Origin of the sequence: Sporosarcina quadrami (assembly GCF_014836615.1) — a bacterium.
Lineage (GTDB): Bacteria > Bacillota > Bacilli > Bacillales_A > Planococcaceae > Sporosarcina > Sporosarcina quadrami.
Map to the genome: position 1 here is coordinate 67,652 of NZ_JACSQN010000007.1, position 13,396 is coordinate 81,047.

Genomic DNA, 13,396 nt, shown 5'->3' on the forward strand with positions numbered 1-13,396 from the left:
AACAAGGAGTATTCTACCGATATAGTAAATAGACATAAAACGCATTTTTTGGAGGTGCCACGTTGTTAAAAAAGTACATAGTTCGATTAGCTCTTTTTCTACTGTTAATTTCTGCATTTTTACCGGGACAGACCGTGGAGGCAAGCGCACCTATAAAAGGGACGTTTGTTGGAGTCTCTTATGATGAAGTGCAAGTGGATAAAAATACGATTGAGAAAAGATTGAAAGACATTACAATCGAGAACTCGCAAGGAAGGACCATCACGTTAAACATTGACAACTATGCAAAGCTTTCCGTCGATGGACGCATTGTTAAGATCGATGGGTTCAAGCTGGGCATGGAAGTGGAAGCAGACGTCAATCTTCGTCGTGTGAGAGCTTTACGTGGAATATCCCATGATGTATCGCCTGGCACGATAAATGAACGGGAGAAAACCGTTTATGGATATGTGACTCAACTTGATCGTGGCGGTAAATTCCTGACAATTAAGATGGATGACGGTAAAGACAAGACATCGTTCATTACAAACGAAACAACATTCTTTAAAGGAAAGACCTATCGCGATTCGAGCATCATCTATGAAGGCGACCGGGTGAAACTTTCATATTCACAATACAATACGAATCGCATTGATAGCGTAGAGGTTATCGAACAAGGCGTCAAAGTGGAAGGTTTGTTCAAAGGAACGATTCTCCGTATCGACCAGTCCAACCATAAGCTTTCACTGAAAGATGAGAAAGTCTTTGAAAACTGGCATTGGCGCGCGAACACGTTTAACAGCACAAGCAGCTATACGTATTCAACGAAAACACCAATCTACGTCGGAAATGAAAAAATCTCGCCTGATCGGTTACGGTATTACGCTGGGAATGAAGTACATTTCGTCACTGTGAAGAAATTCGGTGTAAATACAATCGAAAAAATGGTCATTCAAAAAGAGAATGAACGAACATTCAATGAAGAGATGGCTTCTGTGAATACGAAGCGTAAGGAAGTCAATTTGCGTTCTGCAGGTACTTTCACTTACCATGACGGCACGATTTTAATCCGCAATGGCCGATTGGTGGAACCCGCTAGTCTTCAAGCAGCAGGAACAGCATTCATTCTTACAGACGGTTTGACGAAGAGCCGTTATGCGAATGTCATTCATATTGCAAATGACGGTTTCCGCAGTCCGAATCTTGACGGTTATGAAATCTACTTCGGCAAAATCAGTTCAGTCGGTACCTATGGATTGACGCTAGCTGACAGTTCTGAGCTCATTGACGGCAATTGGACGTACTCACCATCTAATTCGTACGCGTTTAGTAATGATACGATTGCTGTTGAAGATCGATATAATTATGTGTTGGATATCATTCCTCAACGGGATCTAAAACTGTACAAATATATGAATCGCTACGGCTATTTCTATATAAAAGACGGTCATATTGTCGCTATGCATTTATTGGATGGAACAAAAAGTTCCCACAATTATAAAGCCGCCGACCTCGTCTCCGTCGGTCGCCTTGCTACTGTCGATCCTTCATTCCCTGCACTAATCAGTGTTGAGAATGTTAGCCGCTGGTCGGGTGGATCTTGGAATGAAGCGGGCAAAATCCATCGGATGGATATCGAACAAGCGACGATTATCCGCCATGGCAAAGTTATTTCAGCCAAAGAACTTAAACCGAATGACAGACTGTATATTGTGCATGAATCCTCTGTCAAAGGCCGTTTCCTATTTGTCGATTAACTATAAGAAGAATCAAGCGGTAATCATACTACCGCTTGATTCTTTATAAAAAAGGATGGATTTAAACAATTATGATCAATTTCTTCAAAACAAGCGTATACAAGCACCTCAGTCTCCTAGGTATTCTATTCATTTCCCTACTACTTATAGCTCCTAAAGCAGAGGCAAAGCCCCCTGATTATAACGGCGGTGTTTCTAATGAATATACATATGAAGAATATTTCTTTTTAGCAGAGAGACCAATTCTGTTTAAAGGGAAAGCCACTATTTCAGAAAAAGAAAGCAAGGGTCAATTGACGTCTACGTACCGATTCACATTGGCAAGTGAAGGTGGAGACAAACTGACGAGAAGTGTGTCTTATATAGCAGATCTTGATAATCATCAAGATAAAAGCCAAACAACTTCAAATGCGGTTGTCAAGAGTTTCTCTGAAAAAGTGACACTTACTGACAAATCCACTTATACTTTGGACGATTACCAGTTCACGCACGGTACTGTCATTGATAACCTCCCTGCCTCAGATTACTATTCGGGAAATGCGCTTGGCAGAAAAATTTACAAAGTGAAATATGGTAGTTCTAAAGAAGAAAAACTACTAACCGTTCATTTTACAGTTCGAAATATGGGCTATGAAAACTTCTGGGGTGCTACTGAAACACAACTCATTGATTACGAAATCGTTTATCCTAAAGGTCCATACGGTAATTCTCATTCAGGATTTGTTACAAGCAGAACGTCTGACAGTAAAAGTCGTATTCTTCAATACGAACCGCATGACCCTTCCCTTTCAAGTTTCACAGGTGGACATGCAGTTATAAGTGAATCAAATATGATCAGCGAATACAAATACAACTTACCATCTCCTGCCGGTGCAGGAACTGTCAATTTGAATAAGAAGAATACGCCAAAAATTGAACGCCTTATCGTGCCTAAGTTCCGTGATTTGAATAGACATTGGGCGAAAGATCATATTGAAAAATTATATTCGTTAGGTGTTTTCGATGAATCCACACAGTTCTTCTCACCAAATACACCGATGAAACGTTATCAGTATACAGTTGGTATTTTAAAAGCGGTCGATATCCGTGTATTAGAAGATCCAAAGAAGAAAAAAGTTGTTAAGAAAGCCATTTTCAAAGACTTGAATGTGAAAGAGAAAGACTATGCGTATATTGAAAGTGCAGTGGAAAAAGGCATTATTACAGGAGTTACACCAGATATCTTCAATCCTGACGGTCCAATTACACGCGTACAAGCCGTTGCGATTTTAGTCCGTGCTCTCGGAATGGAAGGTCGTGCACCAAGCCCTGGATTCCGCACTCAATTTGTAGATGATCACAAGATTTCAGATTGGGCGAAAGACAGCGTTTATGTAGCTACTGAACTCGGTCTTGTGTCAGGTGACGAGTTCAACAGGTTTAATCCACAACAGCCGTTGACTCGTGCGCATGCTGCCGCACTGACAAGCCGGTTCCTAGAATTCCTGGAAAACGATTTAAAAAACAATTATAGAGATGACATCCTCTTCTTTGATTAAGAAAGGCGTGAAACGCAATGAAATCAACAAGTAAGTTTCTAAGCATGGTAGTGATGTTAGTTGTGTTACTAATTTCTTCATCAGCGTCGCCAGTTAATGCTGCTCGGCAGTTTAAAGATGTAAAGCCTGGACATTGGGCTTTTGAATCCGTGAACTGGGCATATGATCAAGGCTTGACGAAAGGCTATCCGGACGGCACATTTGCACCGGACAAGCCGATTACAGAAGCACAACTCGTGACGATGCTCGTCCGATTGGATTGCTCTTCACCTGACTCTTTCCCAAGTGAACCTGGACAGCATAAAGCTTCCGGAAACTACTGGTACTTGTCAGGGAAGAATATTCCGCTAGATGGACAAAACCGTACTTTTGCAAAAGATTGGCCTGTTAAACGGTCAACTGCCGCTCAAATCATCGCAGCGTATAACGGCTATGATTTAGATAAAAAGCAAGCTGTCCAATATTTGTATACGGAAGATTTAGCGACTGGACGTGCTGGCAAGAACACTTGGAAAGATTTCAGTCCTGATGATTCATTGACACGTGCGGAAGCTGTGGACTTGCTTCGCAAAGTATCGATGAATGGATCATGCGATATTGTCGGATTGAAAAAACGTGCATCTGGAAAAGACAATGGCACGTTCCCATTACCTTCAAGCTTTGATGACGATGGAACTGTGCACTTCCCGACGAATAATAAACCGTCGAAGCCACCTGTCGTTATTAACCCAGGGGCATCTAATGAAGTGGATATTGATAAAAGCGAATTGATTGCCAACGGAAACGATTCCACGTACGTCACGGTTTCATTCAAAGACTGCAATGGCAATACGATTCCCTATGATCGGTCACTGGCAGTACGAGTGACTTCCAGTGCTGGAGCGACGCTTGCAGGTGATACTGAAAAGTACGATTATGACTGGTCTAATAACCACTCGCGGCCATATAAAACATCAATAATGACTGGAACAGATGGACCCGATGCAACAGTCAAAGTGACAGCACCACTATCAAAAACATATTTGAAAGATACACTTACATTTGAACTGATACAGGGCAATGGCTCAAGCTATATAAACTGTGCTAATCAGATTGTCACTGTGAATTTGGATTACGTGCCGAAAGCGGAAGTTCGCCTCGAGATTGTTCCCGAACGCTATACACAAAACGGAACACTAATAGAGCGTGAAAAAGTTGTGACGACTATCGTTTTGCCTGGCGGAGAAGTTGTACGCAATTTCAGAGGTCATGTGAATCTTCGTTCAACTTCTGGTATTCAACTAACAACCTATTCCCCGTCCTTTGTATCCGGGGCAGCGACAGCGTATGTAATCCCTAACGAATCGCCCGAACCGATACGTGGCGAAATCATTGCAGAAGTCGTTCCATACAATTCGTTTTATCCTGTGGAGTTGACGGGAGTCATTAACGAAACGCATAGTGTGGATATTACGCACGATGGTTTCTTGAGCATAGATGCAATTTGTTCGAATGAAATTCCTGAGATGGCGTTTATTATTGATGCATCGGGGAGTATGATGCATAATGATCCTAAAAGTTTCAGAATTACTAAAACACAGGGACTCATTAACAATTTACAGGCGGAAAGAAATATTGCCATTAAATTCAATTCTTCTTCACAACATCTTATAACGGATCAATGGTTTGTTGTCCCTCCTCATCTAACAAGGATTGGACAATCCGGGGGGACTAATATAGGTGCAGGCATGAACAGTGCATTCGATAGAATGAGTAGTTCAGGTAGCAAAGTAGCTATTCTTTTAACCGATGGTAATTCAAGTGAATCGTCCATTCAATCGGCATTAGATAAAGCTGTAAAAGGTGGAATCGTTGTATACACAATCGGTCTCGGAAAAGAAAGGAACTTAAACAGTCCTCTTCTTAAAAAGATCGCAAAAGATACCGGCGGCACCTACTATCACATTACAGACAGTATCGACCTTGGTCTTGTCTATCAATCAATTATTAAAGAAATCACTTGTGGCGTGCCGGCTTTGACTTGTTCATCAGCGAGTATGTTGTTTGAGAATCCATCCGTCACGTTCGGAACTCCTAGAGTCGTCATGGAGACAGATCTACGCGAAGGTTGCGGACAAATTGCGAAAGTAGTCGTGCGTTTTAACTCTAGTAAAGGTAATATAGATTATGAACTAGTCCACCGCGGACATAATAATTATCGTTTCATCATCGACAAAGATGAAATCGCAAATTATCATTTATACACGTCAGCACAATTTATCGCATACGACAGAAGTAATAATCAAGTCGGAGCGATAAAAACGGTACCTATTAAGTAAAATAAAACAGAAAAACCTTTGAGGATGCATTTGTTCTCCTCAAAGGTTTTACGATGTCATCCAGTTAAATGCATAAAAGGGGAAATTGATTTGAAAAGGCTTTTCATCAGTATGTTACTACTAGTTTTACTATTCTCTCCGATACCAATGTCTACTGAAGCAGCAAGCCTCCCTACCGTAAAAATTACACAAGCGACGCCGGTTTTCTTTAATTCCGATAAAGTCGCCGTATTTTCCAAAGGGGCAACGGCTTCCATTACAAAAGAATCCGGGAAATTTTATCACACAGTGATTGCTGGCGAAGACGTGAAGTTTTCCAAGCAGCGTGCTAAGACAATTAAAAATAGCTTTGGATCTTTCAAAGGGGCCTATCCTGTTAAAGCGAAAACGAAAGGGCATGTCAAAATCTACAGCGCACCAAATGGTAAAGGAAAAGAAATAGGTCATATACAACCGGATCTAACAATCCATATGCAACGTGAGCAAAAGGGCTTTTATCCGATTAACTTCGGTGGCAAAACTGCGTACATTCAAAAAAAAGATATTGCTGTCGATCCAGGCATTCCCGTTCTCATGTACCATGACCTCGTCCAAACGAAAGTCGGTGATAATGTCTCTGTCCTAGAAGTAAACAAGTTCGCTGAGCAGATGGCTTATTTGAAAAAGAATGGCTGGACGACGATTAGCCCTCGTCAAATGGAGCTATGGCTTAAAGGCAAAATCAAGTTACCGAAAAAATCAGTATTAATTACGTTTGATGACGGATACGATTCAACAATTGATCTCGCTTATCCTATTTTGAAGAAACATGGTTTGCAAGCGACTTCCTTCCTTATTACAAGCAGGATTGATCGTCCAGGAATGGTTTCCGCAGAAAACATTGCAGAAACTGCCGATGTGTTCTCTTACCAAAATCACACGCATGCCTACCATATGTTTAACAGCATGACGGGGCTAAGCTATTTGCAGTCTGAATCGCGTTTTTCAATTGCTGCAGATTTAGAGGAAGCAAATGATCATATCGAACAAATTATCGGAGGCGGTCACAAAGTAACTGCACTTGCCTATCCGTATGGAAAGTATGGCCCCCAGACATTGTTGGCGTTGCACGATACGGATATCTCTATCGCATTCACGATTAATGAAGGCAATGTACATCAAGGAGATAACTTACTCGACTTGAACCGACAACGTGTTCATTCGGATATGACATTGAAAGACTTTGCCAATAAATTGAACGGTATGTAAGTAAGAAGCCCGATTTCGCGTGTCAATCGCGAATGCGGGCTTCTTTCATTCATCGTGCAACATTTGCGTGCGTCCGTAATGTCTGCTTCAACACTTTACCAGATGCGTTTCGCGGCAATTCATCCATGTATTCAATTTCCACCGGCACTTTGAATTTCGCTAGTTGCTTTGCACAGTAATTTAGGATTTCACTTTCGCTAACACTCTTCCCATCTTTCATGACGACGTACGCTTTCGGCACTTCACCAAGCACTTCATGCGGTATACCTAGAACTGCAGCTTCAAGCACTTCAGGAATTTGATAAAGCACTTCTTCCACTTCAACCGGATACACATTTTCACCACCACGGATGATCATGTCCTTTTTCCGATCGACGATATATAACAGACCATCTGCATCGAGCCTCCCTAAATCCCCCGAGTAAAGCCATCCATTACGAATCGCTCTCCTCGTTTCATCCTCATCTTTCAAATAGCCTTTCATTACTTGGGGACCGCTCATAACGATTTCACCTACTTGGCCAGTCGGCAACGACTCACCGAATTCATCCACGACAAGAATTTCCGTCCTAGGTAATGCTTCCCCGACAGAACCGATTTTTTCGAGCGCCAAATGATCTTTTAATGTTGTAGCTGCAGGAGTGTTTTCCGTCTGGCCATACAGATTCTGCACTTTCACATTCGGAAAGGCTTCTTTCAGTTTCTTCACCATTTCATATGGCATCGGTGCCGCACCATAGCAGAATAGACGCAACGAAGACAGATCATGCTCGTGTATATCGGGCATATTCAAGAGTATTGTATACATGGCAGGTACGCCGAAAAACATTGTAGGGGATGTATTTTGTAATAAAGCCACTGTCCCTTTCGGTGAAAATGCCTCTTCAATAATGACAGTGCCACCTTTATGCATAACGGGATTCATAAAGACGTGACAAGCTGCGCAATGGAATAGAGGTGTTGAAATAAGCATGCGGTCTTCGTCTGTGATACTCATCGACTCCGACCATATTTCTGCAGTAGCCATTAGATTAAAATGTGTTAGCATAACCCCTTTTGGCTTCCCGGTGGTTCCGGATGTATACATAACGACCGCGGTATCATTGGAATCCATTTTGACGGGTTGGAATGAGATCGCGGAATCTTGTAATATGTTATTGATTAAATAGTCCATCGACAGTTTCTCGGCGAAAGAATGTTTTGATTCAGAGATGACTTCACTTAACTTATTGTCATAGATGACCGCCTTCGCCTCCGAGTGGTTGAATATATATTCCACTTCGGGTGGTGCCAACTTCGTGTTGACAGGCATGACGGTGAACCCGCCAAGTTGAATACCGAAATAACAGACAAGGAATAGATCCGAATTCAAACTGTATAAAGCAATGATGTCCCCTTTTTCATACCCTTTAGCCTGAAAATGGCCAGCAACTTTTTGTGCCTTGTTGTAGAATTCTCCGTACGTCCATTCACGACCATTATACGAAGTGAACACTTTCTCCGGATTAGTTTCTGCATGTACTTTCAACTGCTCTGTTAAATTCAACGCATTCTCTCCTTCATTCATAGATTCCTATACTAATCATATCAACAGATATTTCAGATTACAATATTTATAATAAAAATTCTGTTATATGATATTAAATAAACAATGGAATTCTGTTGAAACAATCCGCTATGATCTTTCGTATCATTAATGAGAGAGTTATTCATTCAATAGAAAAGAGGGTTTATTCATGAATAAAAAAATTGCAACAGGTCTGTTTGCGCTTGCCTTGCTAGTAGGCGGATGTTCTGAAAAGACGACGGAAGAAGATATAACTGCAGAAAAGCCAATTGAAACACCGGAAGTAGAAGAAACGGATAGTACACAAGTTGAATACGCTGATTGGGAAGGTGATTATGTTTTCATTGACGATGAAATCGAAGGGACTTTGACGATTTCTGAGCAACAGGAAGCTGATTTCGACATTTCGCTTAGCGCAGTGAAGATAGATTGGGAGAATACATTGCTTGCTGAAGAAAAGTTTGAAGGAAAAGGTTCTGCTGACGATGATCAAGCAGAGATTTCGGTCACAGATAAGGATTGTTCCGCTGAGTTAAGTTTAAAAGACGCTGAACTGACTGTCGATATGAAAGGCGCAGAGTGCGATAAAAACCTTGATTTATCCGGACTATACAAAAAGGTTCCTACTGAGAAACCGGAACTGTTCAGTATGAAAGACGGAAAGATTCATTTGAACGGTTTGACGTTATCGGATACACCGGCTACGACAAAAACATTCTGGGGAAATCCTGATCCCGACAAATCCACTGCTGACGACATCCACTTGCAAGATGAAACAGTACACACATACGCAGATGACGGTATGCAAATCACTTACTATCAACTTAAATTATATGCAATGACTGTTGCTGCAGACAAAGAAAAGCTTGCTGAAATCGCGAAAGCATTCCCTGGGACGCACTATAAAGATGTTAACTCGGATAGCGAGCTGTTCCATATGGAGGACAACGGACACTTGCTCATATACCGAAATGAGGTCATTGGAGGCGATAGATCGGAGTTTTTACTCATACCCGCGGACGAGAATTTCACTTATGCAGTCGATAGTGGAATTTATGTGCCGGTTACAAAGTAAACAAGAAAGGACTATTCTTATTCAAGAAAAAGCAATCATACATAATCAGCGATTGGAAGGTTATTCCCCTAGCTGTTTATGCATGATTGCCTTCAGTCTTGCTTAAGCTCTTCGATTCGTTCCCCAGAGAGTGAAAAAGGGGTTGCAATGAAGATCGAGAATCCACCTAACAAAAATAAAAATACACTGAGCCCATCGTTAGGATGGGCTGGTGTAAAACGCAGCGCTGTCATGATGACGATACCGATGATGATAATAACGGCTAGCGCTTTTGGCCATTTGACGAGTTGCCCCTTCTTCTTTGGGTTCACAAACACAGAGGCAATTCGCTCCTTCCATAAATGGCTAAACAGAAATAAAAGTATCGCGATAGTCAGCATTGGCAAAAAAGCAAATGTGCCAAACGTTATTTTCACAAAAGGCATCATCATAAAAAACGAAAGTCCCGTGAGCATCCAATACAATTGGATCGAATTATATCGCCTCGGTTCATGTTTGCTGTAGCGCTTCCATAATAGGATAAGGCGGACAATAATGAGAACTTCAACTGTTAAATTGATGGGCAGCCAAAATAAAAAACGTCCTTCTGGTACGGCGCTAGCTCCTAGCAAGGATAGAAGATGTAAAAAAAATATAAAGACGATTAGATTATCTGCTTTCACTTGTTGGTCGATGTTTTGCTTTGAAGTCACATGGTAACCTCCCCTTTAAGAGAAATCTTCTTCTTCATTTCTTATTATCTAAATTTACGAAAACGAAAACAAAGATGAAAATCATTGCAATCGTTGTATCTCCTTTACCGTTAAATACTTTACTTTTGCAAATACCCTTTCCTTCGAGCGGGATTTATATGCTACAGATTATTCGGCACTGACAATTCCCTTCAAATAAATCAAAGATGGACCATAACCTATCTGAGGAATCTCTTTAGTCATTGACTCCATATAGGTTTGATTACTGTCAGTTATCGATTCAAATGTAACATCAGCCTTCACTTCCACTCTATAATCAGGCAATACTAATGTTACAGTACTCTGTTCAACATTTCCGCCATTTTTTTCAATCACATCGCGCACAGTAGCTGTAAATGTTGTGCCGATCCCATCGACTTGTATTGATATAAACTCATTCAACATACTATACTTACTCATTCTTTCGGGTAATATCTCATTCAAAGCATGAATATACGCACTGTTTTTTAATTCACCCGCTTGTATATTCTCATCTGTTTTTTCATCAATAAGCTGACTGATCGATTTACCGTCATCTTCTTCTCTTTGTTCCTCAGAATCTTCATGACCATCAAATTCAGCAATACCGAGTTGAGTAGCTTTCACCAATACAGAAGTACCCGCTAACGCAGCTTGCTGTGTCGCTGTGGCGGCTTGTTGTTTAACAACATACACCTTTCCTAGATTCACAATGATGACGACGATGACAATGGAAACGAGCATGATCCACAAACTATAGACCATGCCACTTCCCTTTTCATTTGTAAGTGCCTTCAATTTAGCATCACCTTACCTGCCACCTTTGAACTGATTGGTACGGACATTGTGGACTTCCACTTTTCGGGGATGAAAACAAGGGGATGTTGCGCTGTGATGTTCAATTCAAATAATCCATTTCCAGCTGAAGGTACAGAGACTGCTACATCATTGATTAAGCTACTGCTACCGATCGATTCATTTACAGCATCAACCGCATCATTATAATTACCAGACAATGCGTATACTTGTGCACCATCATTTGCTGCTGATTTTAAACTTAGAACCGCATACCCTGATGCAACAACTTGCCATAACAATAAAAAGAATAAAAAGTAAAAAGGAAGGACCCCCAAAAATTCAATACTCATAGACCCCTTTTCGTTCCGAATCAATTTGAACTTTTTCAGCGTAACCATTCCTTTCCTTCATTTCATTCGATTTATTTTATATTGCAAATACCAAATATGAAAAAGGATCAGCCAGACACGGTTGAAATCTAAATCTGCATCATTCTTTTCCATCGCTTCCGCCACACGAAAAACCGAGAAATATGTAATGCCAAGCCCGATGAATGTAATGATGATATTAATTGTATCAAAGAAGTCAATTCCCATCTCCGTTAGGAAAGCTCCGCCAAGTACAAAATAGAAGGCAAGGAATGCATAAATTACAAAAAGAAATTTCAGCCATCCAAAACTGATGGACGTTTTCCCAAGACGGTCTATCGAATTCCTTCTTGATATGAACCAATACGGTACATACACACCTAAGGTAACGTTCGTCAGCAAAACTGCAAGAGCGGTATTCGTTTTTTTAAATATCAATTCGCCCATTTTTCTTCCGCCTCTTCTTTCATGTTTAGAAGTTTTTCAGATATTGCAAATACTACGAAAGGAAAAACGACTATTGAAAATACTAGTCTTGCCACGAGGAATGCGACATAATTCATTTCCAAAAAGGAAGTAAGATATAGTACACCAAACCATAATAATGTTGTAAAGCATATCCAAAAAATGATTTGTATCCAAACTTGCATAAAATTATTTATGTAGAATTCAATGGAAGTTTTGACCCAATCACGTAATGTATTTTCGCTTTGATACGTAAAAGGCAATATGAATAGTAATGGTGCAATCACAAAGCCTGGAATGTAAAATATGAAAATGCCACCATAAATCAAAATAGAAATCAGTGTGCCCACCGCTAAAATTGGTCCGATTGACCAAATAAAGCCTTTCACCATTTCTTTAAATTCCATTTCCTCATCTACACTTACTCGTTTATATAATAAAAATAATGGATGAACAAAAATGACAAATAGCATCATATTCAACAATACATTGACGAGGCTTTCTCTTCCACCCCAATCGACTGACAACAAGGTTAAACTATAGTTGGAGAAAATCAGCCAGACAGGAACCATTATAACAATGCCGTACGCGATGATTTTCAGTAACTGTTCATTGTAATAAAAAGCTGCTTCTCTCAACTGTGAGCCCTCCTTGCTTCTAACTTCCTAAAAATATACACACCTACTATCGCTATCATGGTTGCAGTTACAAAACTGAAGAGCGCAATATCCGGTTCAAATAGCATTGGCAGTCCATAAAAGAATTGAGAGAATAAAATATTAAAAACGACCAACGCACATGCCAACATGTAAGCAGAGAAGTACGGAAAAAGGAACGACCTACTCAAATACCCTAATAATCCATAGGTGAAAATCATGACTATCGTAGAATGCAACAAAAAATTCGGGATGGCAAGAACCATGAGGAAGCTAAACCCAATCATTGCAAACATGACAATTCCAAGGACTTGTATATATTTCATTTTTCCAAATACCCCTCCTTTACATGGGACTTATAGGCAAGTGAGCTAAATAGGAACATAAGCCAACAACCAAACAGATAAATAATTGTAGAAAAATATGGCATCATTGTTGTTGTTCCAAAATAATCGAATAACACTCTAGTAGCCGAGATATTTCCTCCGACACCAAGAATCGCAAGTAAAAAAGGGATTACATAAAAAGGGAAGGCGATCCACTTCACTTTATCCGAATCAGGGAAGACGATTGGAATTTCCGTTCGCTGATCGATCCTTGCAAGGAAGTACATGCTGACGAATATGCCGATTAACAGTAATTGAATTCCCATATGCTCCTTGACTACTTTGAGCAAAGGAAAAGCGAAAAAGAAGACGAAAGCGTACATTTGAAACGTGAGTGTCAATATGTACGCTTTCTCTCGATTGTTAGGAAATCTGATTGATAATAGTATGGGCATCGTTAGCAATATTGCAAAGATCACTATAATCCAAAGAAGTGAAGTACTACTATATTCCGGGATAAACACTACCATTATTGCCGCGAGTAGTGGAAGAAAATATCCTATGATCATTGCCTTAAACGGACTTGCCATT

The 13,396-nt window shown here is 40.4% G+C and carries 13 protein-coding genes; 5 read left to right on the forward strand and 8 right to left on the reverse strand.

The genetic code is table 11. The features are described from left to right. Positions 1–62 precede the first annotated feature (62 nt). The 4 genes from H9649_RS09145 to H9649_RS09160 all read left to right on the forward strand — a co-directional run bounded on the left by H9649_RS09145 (position 63) and on the right by H9649_RS09160 (position 6,840). Positions 63–1,736: a hypothetical protein gene (locus H9649_RS09145; protein ID WP_191694443.1), complete on the forward strand. Its 1,674-nt coding sequence runs from the start codon at positions 63–65 to the stop codon at positions 1,734–1,736. Between the two features lie 71 nt (positions 1,737–1,807). Continuing rightward, positions 1,808–3,274, forward strand: coding sequence for an S-layer homology domain-containing protein (locus H9649_RS09150; RefSeq protein ID WP_191694444.1), 1,467 nt, complete (start codon positions 1,808–1,810; stop codon positions 3,272–3,274). A gap of 17 nt (positions 3,275–3,291) precedes the next feature. Beyond that, the gene (locus H9649_RS09155) at positions 3,292–5,592 is read left to right on the forward strand and encodes an S-layer homology domain-containing protein (protein ID WP_191694445.1); all 2,301 of its coding nucleotides are present in this window, start codon (positions 3,292–3,294) and stop codon (positions 5,590–5,592) included. A 90-nt stretch (positions 5,593–5,682) separates the two neighbouring features. Continuing rightward, complete coding sequence (locus H9649_RS09160; RefSeq protein ID WP_191694446.1) at positions 5,683–6,840, forward strand: polysaccharide deacetylase family protein; 1,158 nt, start codon at positions 5,683–5,685, stop codon at positions 6,838–6,840. A gap of 49 nt (positions 6,841–6,889) precedes the next feature. Here the strand turns inward: H9649_RS09160 and H9649_RS09165 are convergent, their stop codons facing one another. Beyond that, on the reverse strand, positions 6,890–8,386 hold the full coding sequence (locus H9649_RS09165; RefSeq protein ID WP_263614002.1) for a class I adenylate-forming enzyme family protein: 1,497 nt from the start codon (positions 8,384–8,386) through the stop codon (positions 6,890–6,892). A 190-nt stretch (positions 8,387–8,576) separates the two neighbouring features. Here H9649_RS09165 and H9649_RS09170 point away from each other — a divergent pair, with 190 nt between their 5' ends. Beyond that, positions 8,577–9,482, forward strand: a complete 906-nt coding sequence (locus tag H9649_RS09170; RefSeq protein ID WP_191694448.1) for a hypothetical protein — start codon at positions 8,577–8,579, stop codon at positions 9,480–9,482. 92 nt (positions 9,483–9,574) lie between these two features. Here H9649_RS09170 and H9649_RS09175 read toward each other — a convergent pair whose 3' ends face one another. The 7 genes from H9649_RS09175 to H9649_RS09205 form a co-directional block, all read right to left on the reverse strand. After that, positions 9,575–10,174, reverse strand: a complete 600-nt coding sequence (locus H9649_RS09175) for a hypothetical protein (protein ID WP_191694449.1) — start codon at positions 10,172–10,174, stop codon at positions 9,575–9,577. Positions 10,175–10,342: 168 nt separating this feature from the next. Beyond that, positions 10,343–10,990, reverse strand: a complete 648-nt coding sequence (locus H9649_RS09180) for a pilus assembly protein TadG-related protein (protein ID WP_191694450.1) — start codon at positions 10,988–10,990, stop codon at positions 10,343–10,345. Further along, positions 10,987–11,340 carry a pilus assembly protein gene (locus H9649_RS09185; protein WP_225229778.1) on the reverse strand — a complete coding sequence of 118 codons (354 nt, stop codon included), beginning with the start codon at positions 11,338–11,340 and terminating at the stop codon, positions 10,987–10,989. The genes H9649_RS09180 and H9649_RS09185 overlap by 4 nt, the downstream gene beginning before the upstream one ends. 57 nt (positions 11,341–11,397) lie before the next feature. Then, entirely contained in the window at positions 11,398–11,805 is a 408-nt protein-coding gene (locus tag H9649_RS09190) for a hypothetical protein (protein WP_191694452.1), read from the reverse strand. Further along, a complete protein-coding gene (locus tag H9649_RS09195; RefSeq protein WP_191694453.1) occupies positions 11,793–12,461 on the reverse strand; it encodes a hypothetical protein in 669 nt (222 codons plus the stop codon). Before H9649_RS09195 ends, H9649_RS09190 begins: the two co-directional genes overlap by 13 nt. After that, positions 12,458–12,805 carry a hypothetical protein gene (locus tag H9649_RS09200; protein ID WP_191694454.1) on the reverse strand — a complete coding sequence of 116 codons (348 nt, stop codon included), beginning with the start codon at positions 12,803–12,805 and terminating at the stop codon, positions 12,458–12,460. Before H9649_RS09200 ends, H9649_RS09195 begins: the two co-directional genes overlap by 4 nt. Beyond that, positions 12,802–13,395, reverse strand: a complete 594-nt coding sequence (locus H9649_RS09205; RefSeq protein WP_191694455.1) for a hypothetical protein — start codon at positions 13,393–13,395, stop codon at positions 12,802–12,804. Before H9649_RS09205 ends, H9649_RS09200 begins: the two co-directional genes overlap by 4 nt. Between the last annotated feature and the right edge of the window lies 1 nt (position 13,396).